The 15,229-nt window shown below is 74.8% G+C and carries 13 protein-coding genes; 6 read left to right on the top strand and 7 right to left on the bottom strand.

Annotation, left to right across the window (positions count from 1 at the left end; translation table 11 throughout):
- Nucleotides 1-100: 100 nt before the first annotated feature.
- Nucleotides 101-505 carry a RidA family protein gene (locus ACIQWA_RS35985; protein ID WP_402490019.1) on the bottom strand — a complete coding sequence of 135 codons (405 nt, stop codon included), beginning with the start codon at nucleotides 503-505 and terminating at the stop codon, nucleotides 101-103.
- A 124-nt stretch (nucleotides 506-629) separates the two neighbouring features.
- Complete coding sequence (locus ACIQWA_RS35980) at nucleotides 630-1,427, bottom strand: ATP-grasp domain-containing protein (protein WP_402490016.1); 798 nt, start codon at nucleotides 1,425-1,427, stop codon at nucleotides 630-632.
- 245 nt (nucleotides 1,428-1,672) lie between these two features.
- On the opposite strand from ACIQWA_RS35980, the gene ACIQWA_RS35975 reads away from it, so the two are divergent.
- From ACIQWA_RS35975 to ACIQWA_RS35965, 3 genes are all read left to right on the top strand, one after another.
- Nucleotides 1,673-2,446, top strand: coding sequence for an enoyl-CoA hydratase family protein (locus ACIQWA_RS35975; protein ID WP_402490014.1), 774 nt, complete (start codon nucleotides 1,673-1,675; stop codon nucleotides 2,444-2,446).
- A gap of 198 nt (nucleotides 2,447-2,644) precedes the next feature.
- The gene (locus ACIQWA_RS35970) at nucleotides 2,645-3,400 is read left to right on the top strand and encodes an acyltransferase (protein WP_402490012.1); all 756 of its coding nucleotides are present in this window, start codon (nucleotides 2,645-2,647) and stop codon (nucleotides 3,398-3,400) included.
- A 140-nt stretch (nucleotides 3,401-3,540) separates the two neighbouring features.
- On the top strand, nucleotides 3,541-3,912 hold the full coding sequence (locus tag ACIQWA_RS35965; protein WP_402490009.1) for a peptidoglycan-binding protein: 372 nt from the start codon (nucleotides 3,541-3,543) through the stop codon (nucleotides 3,910-3,912).
- A gap of 127 nt (nucleotides 3,913-4,039) precedes the next feature.
- On the opposite strand, the gene ACIQWA_RS35960 is transcribed toward ACIQWA_RS35965, so the two are convergent.
- Nucleotides 4,040-5,479, bottom strand: a complete 1,440-nt coding sequence (locus tag ACIQWA_RS35960) for a PucR family transcriptional regulator (protein WP_402490006.1) — start codon at nucleotides 5,477-5,479, stop codon at nucleotides 4,040-4,042.
- Between the two features lie 231 nt (nucleotides 5,480-5,710).
- On the opposite strand from ACIQWA_RS35960, the gene ACIQWA_RS35955 reads away from it, so the two are divergent.
- A complete protein-coding gene (locus ACIQWA_RS35955) occupies nucleotides 5,711-6,565 on the top strand; it encodes an esterase/lipase family protein (protein ID WP_402490068.1) in 855 nt (284 codons plus the stop codon).
- 93 nt (nucleotides 6,566-6,658) lie between these two features.
- Here ACIQWA_RS35955 and ACIQWA_RS35950 read toward each other — a convergent pair whose 3' ends face one another.
- Both ACIQWA_RS35950 and ACIQWA_RS35945 read right to left on the bottom strand, forming a co-directional pair.
- Nucleotides 6,659-7,234, bottom strand: a complete 576-nt coding sequence (locus ACIQWA_RS35950) for a HutD family protein (protein ID WP_402490004.1) — start codon at nucleotides 7,232-7,234, stop codon at nucleotides 6,659-6,661.
- Between the two features lie 70 nt (nucleotides 7,235-7,304).
- A complete protein-coding gene (locus ACIQWA_RS35945) occupies nucleotides 7,305-8,609 on the bottom strand; it encodes an MFS transporter (RefSeq protein ID WP_402490002.1) in 1,305 nt (434 codons plus the stop codon).
- Between the two features lie 17 nt (nucleotides 8,610-8,626).
- On the opposite strand from ACIQWA_RS35945, the gene ACIQWA_RS35940 reads away from it, so the two are divergent.
- Together ACIQWA_RS35940 and ACIQWA_RS35935 are read left to right on the top strand one after the other, a co-directional pair.
- The gene (locus ACIQWA_RS35940; protein WP_402490000.1) at nucleotides 8,627-9,901 is read left to right on the top strand and encodes an ROK family protein; all 1,275 of its coding nucleotides are present in this window, start codon (nucleotides 8,627-8,629) and stop codon (nucleotides 9,899-9,901) included.
- A 171-nt stretch (nucleotides 9,902-10,072) separates the two neighbouring features.
- The gene (locus ACIQWA_RS35935) at nucleotides 10,073-11,239 is read left to right on the top strand and encodes a PLP-dependent cysteine synthase family protein (RefSeq protein WP_402489998.1); all 1,167 of its coding nucleotides are present in this window, start codon (nucleotides 10,073-10,075) and stop codon (nucleotides 11,237-11,239) included.
- A 158-nt stretch (nucleotides 11,240-11,397) separates the two neighbouring features.
- Here ACIQWA_RS35935 and ACIQWA_RS35930 read toward each other — a convergent pair whose 3' ends face one another.
- Together ACIQWA_RS35930 and ACIQWA_RS35925 are read right to left on the bottom strand one after the other, a co-directional pair.
- The gene (locus ACIQWA_RS35930; RefSeq protein WP_402489995.1) at nucleotides 11,398-13,851 is read right to left on the bottom strand and encodes a right-handed parallel beta-helix repeat-containing protein; all 2,454 of its coding nucleotides are present in this window, start codon (nucleotides 13,849-13,851) and stop codon (nucleotides 11,398-11,400) included.
- A gap of 317 nt (nucleotides 13,852-14,168) precedes the next feature.
- On the bottom strand, nucleotides 14,169-15,044 hold the full coding sequence (locus ACIQWA_RS35925; protein ID WP_402489993.1) for an MOSC domain-containing protein: 876 nt from the start codon (nucleotides 15,042-15,044) through the stop codon (nucleotides 14,169-14,171).
- Nucleotides 15,045-15,229: the final 185 nt, after the last annotated feature.

Genomic DNA, 15,229 nt, shown 5'->3' with positions numbered 1-15,229 from the left:
CGGGGCATGGGCACTGTAGGAGGACTGGACCAATGCGTCAACAGGTCTGTACCACTGGGGAGTTGGGGCGGCGGCGAGGGAGGGGTCGGCCCGAGCGGCGTTACTCCGGGACGATCGCCGTGGCCTCGATCTCGATCAGCACGTCGGGCCGGAACAGGGCCGCGACCTGCATCGCGGAGGCGGCCGGGAGCGGCAGGTCGCCCAGGTACTCGTCCCGGGCCTCCCGGATCGCCGCGAGGTGGGCGATGTCGGTCATGAAGAAGGTGAACTTGACGACGTCCGAGAAGTCGGCGCCGGCGGCGGCCAGGCAGCGGCGCAGGTTCTCGAAGACCTGACGGGCCTGGGCCTTCGGGTCACCCGCGCCGACCAGGTTCCCGTGCTCGTCGAAGGCGACCTGTCCGGAGACCTGGACCAGTCGGCCGGTGCCGGTGACGACGTGGGTGTAGCCCTTCGCGGGGAACACGCCCGGCGGCTGGGTGATGTGGGTGAGGTGCGTGGTGGTCATGGTGCCCGATCGTGCTCCACCGTACGCCGGGACGGCAAGTGGCCGGCCCCGGTCAACCCGCCCGTCGGTGCACCCGTCAGTGCACCCGTCAGTGCACCCGTCAGCGTAGGCGTCAGCGCACCCGTCAGCGCACCACTTCGGGCAGCTCGCGCCGGAACGCCTGGTCGGTGGTGGGCAGTTGGGCGGCCGGGCCGGAGGAGCGCAACACCACGTCCAGGACCTCGCCCGGGTCGGCGGCGTAACCCCCGCTGGCCCAGGCGGCGTTGGCCTCGACCACCGCCCAGCCCCGGTCCGTCCGTCCGACGTCCACCACCACCGCGCTCGGCAGCGGGGCGTGCGAGGCCGAGGCGGCCAGCACGTCGCGGGCGAAGGCCAGCACCTCGGGGCCGTCCGCCCCCAGCGGTGCGACGGACAGGTCGCCGTCCCGCGCGTAGCGCGAGCCCGTCCGCACCGCGCCGTCCAGGACGAACAGTCGGAACTCTTTGCGGAACCGGACCACCTCGCTCACCAGGACGCGGGTGTCCCCGTCCAGCAGAGCGGGGCCGGGCAGCGCGCGGCCGTCGGGGTAGACCCGGGCGGCGAACAGCTTGTCCGCGGGCGGCTTCACGAAGGCCGGGCCGCGCAGTGCACGGGCCTCGGCCAGCGTGGTCGCGGACACCCGTCGGCCGGTCAGCGCGAGCGGCAGCCGGGCGAGCCAGTCCTCGGCCGGCTCCAACAGGGCGAGGCCGAGCTCCCGGCCGACCGCGTCCGCGAACAGCGGCCCGCCGTACACGTGCACCGCGGCGCCGAGCAGGTCACGCGGAGCCTGCCAGGAGGCGGCGGTGCGTGCGCGCAGGCCGCGCAGCCCGGCGGCGGTGCGCAGCTGGAGGCCGGTCTCGTTGATCCGCGGGGCGAGCAGCAGGACCGGGGGGTCGGTGGTCATGGGCCCATGCTGACGGGCGGACCACGGCTGCCACCAGCGGTTTTCGGCCCGGCGGCCGGAGGGCCGGGGCCGCCGGGGCCCGTACGGCTCCGGCCGGGCGGCAACGGGCGGCTCCGGCCGAGGGGTGCCGATCGGCTCTGGCCGAGGAGCGGGTGGGCGTGCCAGAGTCGTGCGGGCGCGGTCCGGGCACCCCGGTCCGCGCCCGCAGTCCGACCCACCCTCAGCCGGAAGGCAGGCCCACGCCGATGACCAGCGCAGCGCCCCTCGTCCGCGTCACCACCGCGGACGCCGTCACCACGCTCACCCTCGACTCGCCGCACAACCGCAACGCACTCTCCTCCCGCCTGATGTCCGAGCTGCACGCCGGACTGGCGGTGGCCGCGGCCGACCGGGACGTCCGCGCGGTGGTGCTCACCCACACCGGCAAGGTGTTCTGCGCGGGTGCGGACCTCTCCGAGGCGACCGGCGCGGACCCGACGGTCGGCCCGCGCGGCCTGGTCGAGCTGCAGAAGGCGATCGTGGACTGCACCAAGCCGGTGATCGCCGTGGTCGACGGGCACGCCCGGGCCGGCGGTCTCGGCCTGATCGGCGCGGCGGACCTCGCCGTCGCCGGACCGGCCGCGACCTTCGCCTTCACCGAGGTCCGGCTCGGCCTGGCGCCCGCCGTCATCTCGCTGCCGCTGCGCCCCAAGCTGGAGCCGCGCGCCGCCTCCCGCTACTACCTGACCGGCGAGGTCTTCGACGCCGCCGAGGCGGCCCGGATCGGTCTGATCACCCAGGCGGCCGATTCCAGCGAGTCCACCGGGGTGCTGGTGAAGGGCCTGCTGGACGCGCTGCGCCAGGGCTCGCCGCAGGGGCTGGCGGAGTCCAAGCGGCTGGCCAACGCCGAGGTGGCGCGGTCCTTCGAGCGGGACGCGGACGAGCTGGTGCAGCTGTCGGCGCGGCTGTTCGGGTCGGCGGAGGCGCAGGAGGGGATGCGGTCGTTCCTGGAGAAGCGGCCGGCGGCCTGGGTGCGCTGAGCCGCTGGCTGGGTGCGCTGGGCTGAGGCCTGGGTGCGCTGGGCCGCTGGCTGGGCCGGGCCTCCGGCTGGGCGCGGCCCCGGCCCAGCCCGGCCGGCCCGGGGGCGGTCCGGGGTGGTGCGGAAGGGAGCGGTGGGGCCGGTGTGATGTCGGCCTCCCGGTCACCGGGCGGACGCTACGGGCCGGTAACGTGAGCGCATGCCGATAACCCGTGCCCTCCTCTCCACCGTCCGGGACGGCGGCCGCCGGGCCGCTGGGCGCCTCGTCCACCGGGGCTGGCGCTGGGTGCAGCGGACCGGCGCGGTCAGCAACCGGAACCCTGGTCCGTACCGGTTCGGCGAGCTGGGCGACGGCACCACCCTCGCCTTCCCGCTCGGGGCGGTGTTCAACGAGCGGTGGATCACCATCGGGCCGTTCTCGATCATCGGCGAGCGGGTCACCATCAGTGCGGGCTTCCTGCCCGGGCTCGACCTCGGGCCGGAGCCGATCGTGCGGATCGGCGGCGGTTGCGTGATCGGGCGGGACAGCCACATCGTCGGCCACCAGTCGATCGTGATCGGCGACGACGTCTGGACCGGCCCCGGGGTGTACGTCAGCGACCAGGCGCACGAGTACCGGGACACCGAGCTGCCGATCGGCAAGCAGTGGCCGCGCAACGAGCCGGTGGAGATCGGCACCGGCAGCTGGATCGGCACCGGCGCGGTGATCATGCCGGGGGCGCGGATCGGCCGCAACGTGGTGGTCGCGGCCGGTGCGGTGGTGCGCGGCGAGGTGCCCGACCACAGCGTGGTCGCCGGGGCCCCGGCCAAGGTGGTCCGGCGGTGGACCGAGGAGGAGGGCTGGCAGCCGCCGCTGCGGCACGAACCGCCCCGGCCGGTGCCGGACGGGGTGACGGCGGAGCAGCTGCGCGCCCTGGTGGGGTGGGACCTGCGGTTGCCGGGGGAGCGGGACTGAGGTCGGGGAGCGGGACTGAGGTCGTTTTGTCGATCCTTTAGCCAATTGCTCCCGGTTTCTGACGTTCCGTCGACTAGCCTGACCGTTCGTTCGAAGCGCGTCCGCGGCTTCGAGGAGTTCATCGAACGGGGGATTTCCACATGCGCAACCGTCTGGTCGGCGGTCTCGTCACCGCCGGAATCGTGCTGGGGGCCGGGCTCGTGACCGCACCCACCGCGTCCGCGCAGGCTTCGCAGTACTGCTCCTACACCAACGCCGAGCCCACCCTCGGCTACAACTTCACCTCCAGCGGGGACGCGGTGAAGCAGTTGCAGTGCGAGCTCAACGCGATCACCTACTACCCGAACGCGAGTACGCCGCTGAGCAAGGACGGGTACTGGGGCCCGGCGACCGACGGGGCCGTCCGGAAGTTCCAGCAGTGCACCGGCCTCCAGCAGGACGGCGTCGTCGGCCCGCAGACCTGGGCCAAGCTGGACGGGTGGGTGGTCACCCACGGCTGGATCAATTGCTGATCCCATGGTGTTGAGTCCGGGGCGTCGATCCGGGGCGTCGATCCGGGGCGTTGATCCTGGACCGTTGACCCCGGACCGTTGATTGCGGGACGGCACCCGCGCCACGGTCGGCGCGGGTGCCGTCGTGTCACGACCGGTGGGCCGGGCTCGACCGCTCGGCCGTCCGGGCCGCGATCGCGGCGGTGATCCGCAGGACGTCGGCCGGGCGCGCCGGGTCCAGCCCGGTGAGCACGGCGATCCGGCGCAACCGGTAGTCGACGGTGTTGGGGTGCAGGTGCAGGGCGCTCGCCGTCTGTCGGCGGTTGAGGCCGCCGGCCAGGTGGATGCGCAGGGTGGTGAGCAACTCCCCGCCGTCGGCGAGGGGTTCGAGCAGTGCGGCGAGCCGGGCGCGGGCCTGGCTGGGCCGGGTGAGCTGGTACTCCAGCAGCACGTCGTCCAGCCGGTGCAGCCCGGGCGGGCGGCCGAACGTCCGGGCCACGTCCAGGACTTCGTAGGCGAGGGCGGCGGCGCGGGGCACCTCGGCCGGCGCCGCGGCGGCCGCTCCGGCCAGCACGGGCACACCGGCGGCGCGGGCCGCGGCGGCGAGGACGGCACCGAGCTGGGACCAGTCGGCCCGGTCCTCGACTCCGCCCTCGAATCTGCCCTCGGATCCGTCGGCGGGCCCGTCGGCCAGGTCCGGCGGGGTCGGCAGCGGGAGGAGCAGCAGGCCGCCCGAGGGGGTGAGCGAGGAGAGCGCCGACTGCCGGGTGCGGTGGTCGAGTTCGGAGACGAAACGGCGCAGCTTGCGACGGGCGGCGATGGCCGGGTCGATGCCGGGGGAGTGCTCGTCCGGGTGGTCGGCGAGAGACAGGCAGAGTACGGCGTAGCCGGGCGGCAGTTCGGTGCCGGCCCGGGCGGCGGCCTCCTCGGCGGGAGTGCCGGCGAGCAGTGCGGACAGGAGGGACTGCCGGGCGGTGGAGTTCCGGTCGCCGGCCGACTGCTGCCCGTCCAGGTAGCCGGCGCCGGCGGCGGTGATGGCCCGGCGGAGCTGGTCGAGCAGCAGGCGGTTGAGCAGCAGCAGGTCGGCGGCGTCCCCGGCGTGGGCGTCCCTGGTGATGAACTCCCAGCAGACCTCCAGCCCGAGGTGGTGGGCGAGCAGGACGGCGTCCAGCGGCAGACCCTCCTCGGCGCGGCGCGCGGCGGCGTCCCGTACGGCGGTGAACTCCTCGGCGGGGGCGGGGAGTCCGGTGCGGACGGCGTGGGCCAGGCCGCGGATGCGGCGCTCGGTGTCCCGGGTGAGTTCGCCGGTGAGCTGCTCGCGCGGGAGGCGGTGGTAGACCGGCACCCGCTCCAGCAGGGCGGCGACCACCTCGGCGGCCAACTCGCGGGCGCTGCTCAGGAGTCGCTGGTCGGCCGGGAGTCCGCCGATCACCGGGACGCGCCACGGCGAGGGGTGTCCGGCGGAGCCGGTGGGGGTGTCGGCGGAGGCGTAGGTGGCCGTGTCGGTGGCGGCGTCGGGGGCCCGGTGCGCGGGGAGTTCGGCGGAGTGGCTGGTGGGGGTGCAGTGGGGTGCGTTGTGACCGGTCACAGAGAACACCGTCCAGGTCTGGGGGACGTCCAAGGGCTGGGCCGGAGGGGCGACCGCATCATTGAGCCACTCGGGTTACCTGTTGGTAACAAACTTCCGCTGTGGAGGCAACAGTTGAGAACCCCACTTCTCCGCTTCTCCGCAACTCCCCTGCGCCGTCGGCTCGGCGGAGCCCTCGGTGCGGCCGTCCTGGCGGGCGCGCTACTGGTCGGTGCCGCCGCGGCCCCCGCCATGGCCGCTCCGGCCGCCGCCACCCCGGCCGCCACCCCGGCCGCCGCCGCGGCCGCGCTCCCGCCCGACGGTGACTCGGTGGCCTCGCCGCCCGGCGCCAACGACTGGAGCTGCCGGCCGTCCGCCGCTCACCCCGACCCGGTGGTGCTGGTGCACGGCACCTTCGCCAACCGCTACGAGAACTGGCTGGCGCTCTCCCCGCTGCTCAAGGGCCTCGGGTACTGCGTCTTCGCCCTCGACTACGGCACCGTCCCGGGCGTCACCTCCAGCGGCAGCGGTCTGCTGCTGCCGATCGGCGGCCTCGGGCCGGTGCCCGCCTCGGCGGCCCAACTCGCCCACTTCGTCGACCTGGTGAGGTCCGCGACCGGTGCGGCCAAGGTCGACATCGTCGGGCACTCGCAGGGCGGCATGCTGCCGAACTACTACCTGAAGTTCCTCGGCGGCGCCTCCAAGGTGGACAAGCTGATCGGCCTGGCACCGTCCAACCACGGCACGACCCTCGACGGGATCACCAATCTGGCGCCGTACTTCCCCGGCGTGGCCGACCTGATCTACACCGTCTGCCAGGCCTGCCGCGACCAGGCGGTGGGCTCCGACTTCAACGCCACCATGGCCTCCCGGCCGGACACCGTGCCGGGCGTGCACTACACGGTGATCTCGACCGTCTACGACGAGGTCGTCACCCCGTGGCGGACCCAGTTCCTGACCGGGCCGGACGTGGACAACCAGGTGCTCCAGGACCACTGCCCGGTCACGCTCGCCGAGCACGTCGCCATCGCGTTCTCGCCGACGGCGCTGCACCTGGTGACCAACGCCCTGGACCCGGCGCACGCCACGCCGGTGTTCTGCGGCTGACGCCGCCGGTGCCGCCGCTGCCCGTACCCCCGGTTCCGGCGGGGGTACGGGCAGCGCGCGTCGCTGGGCCCGAGTCGCGTCGGCCCGTGCTGCTCAGTCCGCGGTGCGGAAGGTGATCGCGGCGGTGACGCCGTCGGGCCGCAGCTGGTGGGCACCCGGTGCGTCGAGCACCGCGGCGTCGTAGCGGCCGAGTTCGGTGCCGCCGTCGACGACGGCCGAACCGGCCAGGCAGACCAGCAGGACGGTCGACCTCTCCGGGACGGCCACGCTGCCGGGCCCGGTCCGCAGCTCCACGGCGGCGTCGGTCCGACCGCGGCGGGTCATCACGTTGAAGTCCACCACCGGACCGCCGAGCAGTCGGCAGTCGGTGGCGGCGTCGCCGGGAAAGGCGAACGGGCGGAACGGGGCGTCGACCAGCTGCTCGACGCCGTCCACGGCGAGCACCATGCCGGCGCCCTCGACCAGGGTGATCACCCGGTCGATCCCGGGGAACGGCGAGAACGGACCGGCCGAGGCGACGTCGGCCAGGCTCACCCGCCAGTCGAAGTCGGCCAGTCCGGCCCCGGCGGGGGACCCGGCGACCTCCCGGGTCACCCCGCCCCCGTTGAGCCACGGGGTGGCCGGGCGCTCGCTCGCCCGCAGTACCTGGATGCGTCCGGTGGTGGTCATGGGTCCGCATCCTGCCATTGCCGGGGCGGGTCCGTCAGGGCTGCCCCGGCCGTCAGGGCCGCCCCGACCGTCAGCGCCGCCCGACCGCAAGCGGCAGCAGGGCCGCGGCGGTGGCCGTGACCGCGACCGTGGTCAGGGCGAGCGGCAGTCCGACCGCGTCGGCGAGGAAGCCGATCACCACCGGTCCGATCAGCATCCCGCCGTACCCGAGCGTCGAGGCGAGCGCGACGCCCTGCGGCCCGCCCGCCGCCCCGGCGCGCGCGATGGCGAGCGGGAACAGGTTGGCCAGCCCGAGGCCGACCAGGACGAAGCCGCCGATGGCCACCGGCACCGACGGGGCCAGGGCGGCGAGCAGCATGCCGGCCGCGGCGGCGAGCCCGCCGAGCAGCATCAGCCGGTTCTGGCCCAGCCGGATGGACAGCCAGGTGCCGCCCACCCGTCCGCTGGTCATGGCGAAGGCGTACGCGGCGTACCCGGCGGCGGCGGTGCCCGCGCCCGCGTGGACGTCGTCGGTGAGGTGGAGGGTGGTCCAGTCGGCGACGGCGCCCTCGCCGTACGCCGTGCACAGTGCGGTGAGGCCGAGCAGCAGCACCAGCAGTCGGACGTGCCTCCCGGTGGCCGCAGCGGCGGCCGGAGTGGTGGCCGGGTCTGGGGTCGGAGCGGTGGCCGGGTCGTTGGCGGGGTCGCGGGTGGGGCCGGTGGCCGGGTCGGGGGTCCGCTTCGGGGCGACCATCGGCGCGGCCGGGCTGCGCAGCAGGACGAGGCCCGCGCCGACGGTCACGGCCAGCCCCAGCAGTCCGCCGAGCGCGAGCGCCCACGCGGTGGTCAGCCGCTCGGCGAGCAGGCCGCCGATGCCCGCGCCGAGCAGTCCGCCCAGGCTGTACCCGGCGTGGAAGCTGGGCATGACGGGCCGGCGCAGCTGGGCGACCAGATCGACGGCGGCGCTGTTCATGGCGACGTTGGCGCCGCCGTACCCGGCGCCGAACAGCAGCAGCACCGCGCCGAGCGAGTACACCGAGTGGGCGTGCGCGGGCAGCGGGACGGCGAGGGCGAGCAGCGCCAGCGAGGCCACGGTGACCGGCCGCGAGCCGTAGCGCAGGCAGAGCCGGCCGACGGCCGGCATGGTGAGGACGGCGCCGGCGGACAGGCAGAGCAGGGCCAGGCCGAGGGCGCTGTGGGAGGCGCTGACCTGGCTGCGGACGTCCGGGATGCGGACGACCCAGGCGGCGAACAGGAAGCCGTCGACGGCGAAGAAGGCGGTGAGCGCGAGCCGGGCGGCGCCCCAGGGGCTGTCCGCGACCGGGGGTGTGCTGCGAGACTGGGGGGAGGTCGGGTCGGCGTGGCGGTGGGAACTGATTTTGTTTCGAAGCGACACAAAGTCACAATAGGGGCGTGCAGCTCTCACCTTCAAGCCCGCGGCCCCGCTCCGGGACCGATGCCGACGCGCAGCGCGACGCCCACCGCCGCGCGGCCCCCGACCGCGGTCGGACGCTGCTCGGCCCGGCGCTCTCGCTCATCCACACCGGCCAGACGCCCACCCGGTCCGCGCTGACCCGCGCGCTGGACGTCACCCGGGCCACCGCCGGCGCCGTCACGGCCGAACTGGAGGCGCTCGGCCTGATCACCGTCGACTCCCGCCCGGCCGGCGGCGGCCGTGGCCGCCCCTCGCACCGGCTGGCGATCGACCCGCAGGGCCCGGTCGTGGTCGCCGGGCAGATCCACGCCGACGGGCTGAGCGTCACCCTGGCCGGACTCGGCGGATTGCTCGACCCGCCCGTCCACCTGCCGCTGCCCGCCGCCACCGATCCGGTCCGGATGCTGCGCGCCGTCGCCCAGGCCGGCGCAGAGCTGGCCCGCGCGACCGACCGCCGCTGCCTGGCGGCCTCGCTCGCCCTGCCCAACCCGGTCACCGAGCCGGACGGCACCGCGCTCGCCGCGCTGCACTTCGCCTGGCCCAGTGGCACTCCGGTCGCCGACCTCTACGACGTCGAGGTCGGCCGCGCCGACCACGGCCCGAAGGCCGTGCGGCCGCTGCCCACCGCCATCGCCAACGACGCCAACCTCGCCGCCCTCGCCGAGTACCGCCACGGCGCCGGGCGCGGCGCCCGGCACCTGCTCTTCGTCACCTCCGGCCACCGCGGCGTCGGCGGCGCGCTGGTGATCGACGGGCACCTGCACACCGGCAGCGCCGGGCTCGCCCTGGAGGTCGGCCACCTCACCGTCGACCCGCAGGGCCGCCCCTGTGCGTGCGGCAACCGGGGCTGCCTGAACGCCGAGACCGACCCCGACGCGCTGTTCGCCGCCGCCGGCCTCACCCCGGAGCCCGGCCGCCCGCTGCTCGACCAGGCGCGCGAGCTGTGCTGGGCGGCCGCGACCGACGAGCGGGCGCGGGCCGCCGTGGAGCACGTGATCGACCGGCTCGGGCTCGGACTGGCCGGGGTCGCCAACATCCTCAACCCGGACCGCGTGGTGCTCAGCGGCCTGCACCTCGACCTCCTGGAGGCCGCCCCCGACCGGCTGCGCGCGGTGGTCGCCGACCGCAGCCTGTGGGGGCGCAGCGGGCGGGTGCCGATCGTCGGCGCGGAGCTGGCGCACGGCGCGCTCGCGGGCGCGGCCGAGCTGGGCTGGGGGCCGTACCTCGCGGACCCGCAGTCGGTGCCGGTCTGAGAACGCCGGCCTGAGACGCCGGGCGGGGCGCCCGGCGGGGCGGCGGGCGGTGCCCCGGGCGGGCCGCGAGGGGCGATAAGCGGAAGCTGGGTCTACGAAAACGGTCACTTATCGTGACTCTCGTACACTCGTAGTGAGCAGCGGGGGGCCGCAACGAGGGAGTACGTGACCATGAGCACCCAGTCCGGTGGGACCGTCGGCACCGAGCCGGCCGTGGGCGTCGGGCCGGCCGTCGGCATCGAGCCGACCGTCGACGTCGACCGCTCCGACCAGCAGTACCGCGACTGGCTCAAGGAGGCGGTGCGCAAGGTCCACGCCGACGCCAACCGCTCCGCCGACACCCACCTGCTGCGCTTCCCCTTGCCGGCCGAGTGGGGGATCGACCTCTACCTCAAGGACGAGTCCACCCACCCGACCGGCTCGCTCAAGCACCGGCTGGCCCGCTCGCTCTTCCTCTACGGGCTCTGCAACGGCTGGATCCGCCCCGGAAAGCCGGTGATCGAGGCCTCCAGCGGCTCCACCGCCGTCTCGGAGGCGTACTTCGCCCAGCTCATCGGGGTGCCGTTCATCGCCGTCATGGCCAAGAGCACCAGCCAGGCCAAGATCGACCTGATCGAGTTCCACGGCGGCGAGTGCCACCTGGTCGAGCGCTCGGACGAGGTCTACGAGGCCTCCGCGCGGCTCGCCGAGGAGACCGGCGGGCACTACATGGACCAGTTCACCTACGCCGAGCGGGCCACCGACTGGCGCGGCAACAACAACATCGCCGAGTCGGTCTTCGCCCAGCTGCGCCTGGAGCCGCACCCGGAACCGGCCTGGATCGTCGCCACCGCCGGCACCGGCGGCACCTCGGCGACCATCGCCCGGTACGTGCACTACATGCAGTACGACACCCGGATCTGCGTCGCGGACCCGGAGAACTCCTGCTTCTTCGAGGGCTGGGTGAACCACGACCCGGACGCCGTCTGTGCGAGCGGCTCCCGGATCGAGGGCATCGGGCGGCCCCGGATGGAGCCGAGCTTCGTGGCCGGGGCGGTCGACCGGATGATGAAGGTGCCCGACGCCGCCTCGATCGCCGCGGTGCGGGTGCTGGAGCAGGTGCTCGGGAAGAAGGCCGGCGCCTCCACCGGGACGGGACTGTGGAGCGCGCTGCGGATCGTCGCGGAGATGCGGGCGGCCGGCCGGACGGGCAGCGTGGTCGGCCTGATCTGCGACCCGGGGGACCGCTACCTGGACAAGTACTACTCGGACGACTGGCTGGCCGGGGAGCGGATCGACATCGCGCCGTACCGCTCCGCGCTGGAGTCCTTCCTGGCGGGCGGCGCCTGGACGGGCTGACGGCTGTCGCCTGACGGGTAACGGCGGACAGCTGACAACTGACAGATAACAGATGACAGATAACAGATTTCGAAATCTGTTATCTGTCAGTTGTCAGCTCTCACCCGCCCGCACTCCGCCGGAGCACCGCCCGGCCCGGTCAAGCTCCGCCGACTGCCCTACGGCAGCGGCGCGGTCGGCAGGTCCGCCGGGACGAGCAGCTGCAGCTCCTCCGTGGACGGGTCGGCCAGCGAGGCCACCCGCACCGCGTGGCGCTCGACCATGGTCTCGAACACCTGCCGCGCGGTGCGCCCGTTGCCGAAGTTGGGCCCGCGCTCCAGCCCGCCGAAGTGGTCCAGCAGCGCACTCTCGGCCGCCTCGGACAGCGCGTACTCGTGCTCCGCGCACTGCGCCCGGGCGATCTCCAGCAGTTCGTCCGCCGTGTAGTCGGGAAAGCTGACGGTCCGTGAGAAACGGGACGAGACACCGGGGTTGGCGGAGAGGAAGCGCTCCATCTCGGCGGTGTAGCCGGCCACGATCACGACCACCTCGTCCCGGTGGTCCTCCATCAGCTTGACCAGGGTGTCGATCGCCTCGCGCCCGAAGTCCCGGGCGCCGTCCTCGGGGGCGAGCGCGTACGCCTCGTCGATGAAGAGGACCCCGCCGCGGGCCCGGTCGAAGGCGGCGGCGGTGCGGATCGCGGTGGAGCCGATGTGCTCGCCGACGAGGTCGACCCGGGCCACCTCGACCAGGTGGCCGCGCTGCAGCACCCCGAGCGAGGCGAGGATCTCGCCGTACAGCCGGGCGACGGTGGTCTTGCCGGTGCCGGGGGCGCCGGTGAAGACCAGGTGGCGGCGGAGCGAGGGGGCCTTGAGGCCGGCCAGGCGGCGGCGTCGGCCGACCGAGATCAGGTCGATCAGCGTGCGCACCTCCTGCTTCACCGTGGCCAGGCCGACCAGCGAGTCCAGGTCGGCGAGCGCCTCGTCGGCCGGGCGGCAGTCCGGGATCGGCGCGATCGTGGCCGTTGCCGCCGTGCCCGAGGTCGCCGCCGACACCATCGAGGAGGTGGTCAACGCCGGTGTGGACGAAGCCAGTTGGGCGGGCCTCGGGGCGGGCAGCTCGGGTCGTCCGGCGGTGCCCGGTCCGGCCGGGGCGAGTGGGGCCACGTCGTCCGAGATGCACCCCTCCGCGACCGGTCCGGGCTCGGAGAACTCGAAGCCGGCCCGTTCGTTCTGCTCCGCCCGGCAGCGGGTGAGCTGGGTGCGGCACCCGTCGATGATGTGGAAGCCGAAGCCCTTGCCGTGCGAGACCCGGCAGTCCTCGAAGGTGCCGCGGCCCTGGGCCGAGACGTACACCCCGGCGTCCGCGCTGGCCCGAACGGTGCACTCGCGCAGCACCGGGTCGGCGCCCTTGGTGACGATCACCCCGGTGGCGACGTCCGAGATCTCGCAGTCGGTGAGCAGTCCGCCGCTGCCGTGGTCGCGGAACCAGAGCCCGGTCCCGGCCTCCTGCACCTGGCAGGAGGCGAGCGTGACGGTGGCCCCGCCGCTGACCGAGACCGCCGAGCTGCGGATCCGGCTGAACGAGCAGCCCCGGGCGACGGCCGCGGAGTCCCGGTCGAGGACGAACAGCGCGTCCGGCAGGTCGTACAGCGAGCAGTCGGTGAGGGTGAGCCGGGCGCCGTCGCTGACCCACAGCGCCGGGTACTCGCCGTTGGAGCCGTGGATCCGGCAGGACTCGGCGACCGCCTCGGTGCCCTGGTCCCAGACCGAGAGCGCGCCGCGCCCGAAGTCCCGCACGGTGCTGTTGGAGAGGCTGAGCCTGGCGCGCCCGCGCAGGTCGGCGCCGTTCTCCGGCAGGTCGTGCACCCGGCAGCCGGTGAGCACCAGTTCGGCCTCGCCGTCCAGGGTCAGGCCGTTGCCGGTGACCCGGTGGATGTCGCAGTCGACCAGCCGCCCGCCGGCCTGCGCCTCGGCCTGCACGCCGCTGCCGCGGATCTCGTAGATCTCGCAGCCGGTGAGCTCCGCGGCGCTGCCCGGGTCGGAGAGCAGCACGCCGGCGCCGGAGGCGTGGTGGATCCGGCAGCGGTCCAGGGCGGCGGTCGCCCCGCCGAGCACGGCGAGCCCGGCCTGGCCGGCCGCGGCGACCTCGCAGTCCTCGAAGGCGGCGGCGGTGCCCTCGCCGCGCAGCCGCAGCCCGAGGCCGCCGGGGTTGGCGACCATGCAGCCGCGCAGGGTCGGGCGGGCGCCGCCGCCGATCTCGATCCCGGTGGCGGAGCGGGTCTCGATCCGGCAGCCGCTGAACGCGGGCGTCGCGTCCGCTCCGGTGACCAGGACGGCCGGCGCGGAGCTGTCGCCGCCCTCGACCACCAGGTCGCGCACGGTCGCGGCGGCGGTGACGGTGATCGCCACCCCGGAGGCCGGTTCGATCCGGACGGTGCCCGGGCCCTGGGCCGCGACGATCGTCACCGGCTTGTCCAGCAGCACGTTCTCCCGGAAGGTGCCGGGCCGGACGGTCACGGTGTCGCCCGGCTCGGCGGCGGCCAGGGCCTCCGCGAGCGTGTCGTACTCGCCCGCGCGGCGGCGCCAGCGGGATGCGCTGTCCTGGGTGACCCGGACCCTGTGCTCAGCCATGACGGTCTGTCGTCCCCACCTTCGTCGTGCCGGCGATCCAACGGGCCGTGGGCGCGGGGGTGCGCGGGCCGTCCGCCCACCGTAGCGCGCCCGGACGGGTGATCCGTCCGTCCGTCCGGACCGGCCGGTGCGCCCGCCCGGGGCCGCTCGGCACGGGCGGGCACCGGGGGCGCCCACCGCGGCCACAGGTTCCGACCACTTGCTTCAACGAGCGCGCACAGCGGGAGTTCCGTGCCGGAGATCCGTGCCCGAGTTCTGTGCCGGCGCGCCGGAGGTGGGGTTCCGGGCAGGGCGGGGGCCAGGGCGCGGCGGTGGCGTCAGCGCCCGTCGGGGGACCAGTGCGCCCCGGCCTCCAGGACCTCGACATCGTCGCCGAGGCGCAGCGTCCCCAGCACGTCGCCCTCGACGCCGGCCGGGCGCTCGGGGATCAGGTTCTGCCCGAACGCGGCCATGCGCAGCAGCCGGTGGTGCCGGGCCAGGGTGCGCAGCGGTTCGGGGCCGCGCCGCTCGCCGCTCTCCTGGTCGGTGGTGGTCACCACGCAGCGGCCGCAGGGCTTGACCACCTGGAAGGTGAGCGCGCCGATCCGGATCCGGCGCCAGCCGTCCTCGGCCCAGGGCTCGGAGCCGGCGATCACCACGTTGGGGCGGAAACGTTCCATCGGCAGGGTCTCGTGGCCGTCCGGGTGCTCGGCGGCGATCAGTTCGTTGAGCCGCTCCAGCGAACCGGTGGTGGTGAGCAGCAGCGGGAAGCCGTCGGCCATCGACACGGTGTCGCCGGGCCGGCCGTACTGCGGGTCGACGGGCCGGGCGCGCGGGTCGTCCAGGTGCACCAGGCGGTAGTCGCCGAGGCGGTCGGCGATCCACTGGTGGGCGTCCTTGGCGGCCTCGACGGCGCGGAAGCGGGTGCCCCAGACCTCGACCTCGGCGACCGGGGCGCCGGCGTCGGCGACGGGCGCGGTGACCTCGATCCGGGAGCCGTCGGGGGCGGTCAGCGCCAGTGCGCCGTCCGGCAGCGGGTCGACCCGGATCTGCCCGAGGGCGGCGTTCTCACGCTGGCTGACGAAGCGTCCGGTGGGGTCGGCGAGCATCCAGCGGCGGTCTCCGGCCAGACCCCAGGGGTGGACCGCGGCGGTGTCGGGGCTGAGGCGGTACATCGACTTGACGGGGTAGACGTGGAGTCCGGTGAGGTGCATCCCTCCATCCTGCCAGCAGCGGTCGGGGCGGACGCGGCTGCCCCGGAGGCGCCCCTGAGCGACTCCCGCCCGCGTGGTCCGGTACGGTCCGGCCCTCTCCGAAGCCCCCGTACGCGCACGGACCGCCCGGTACGCCGTGGGGGGCGTTCCGGGCGGTCCGTGGATGACCCGTTCTCCGTTCGCCC

The sequence above is a fragment of the Kitasatospora sp. NPDC098652 genome (assembly GCF_044760155.1).
In the GTDB taxonomy this organism is placed as follows: domain Bacteria; phylum Actinomycetota; class Actinomycetes; order Streptomycetales; family Streptomycetaceae; genus Kitasatospora.
The sequence above is the reverse complement of the archived record's forward strand: the minus strand, read 5'-3'. Positions and strand labels throughout refer to the sequence as shown.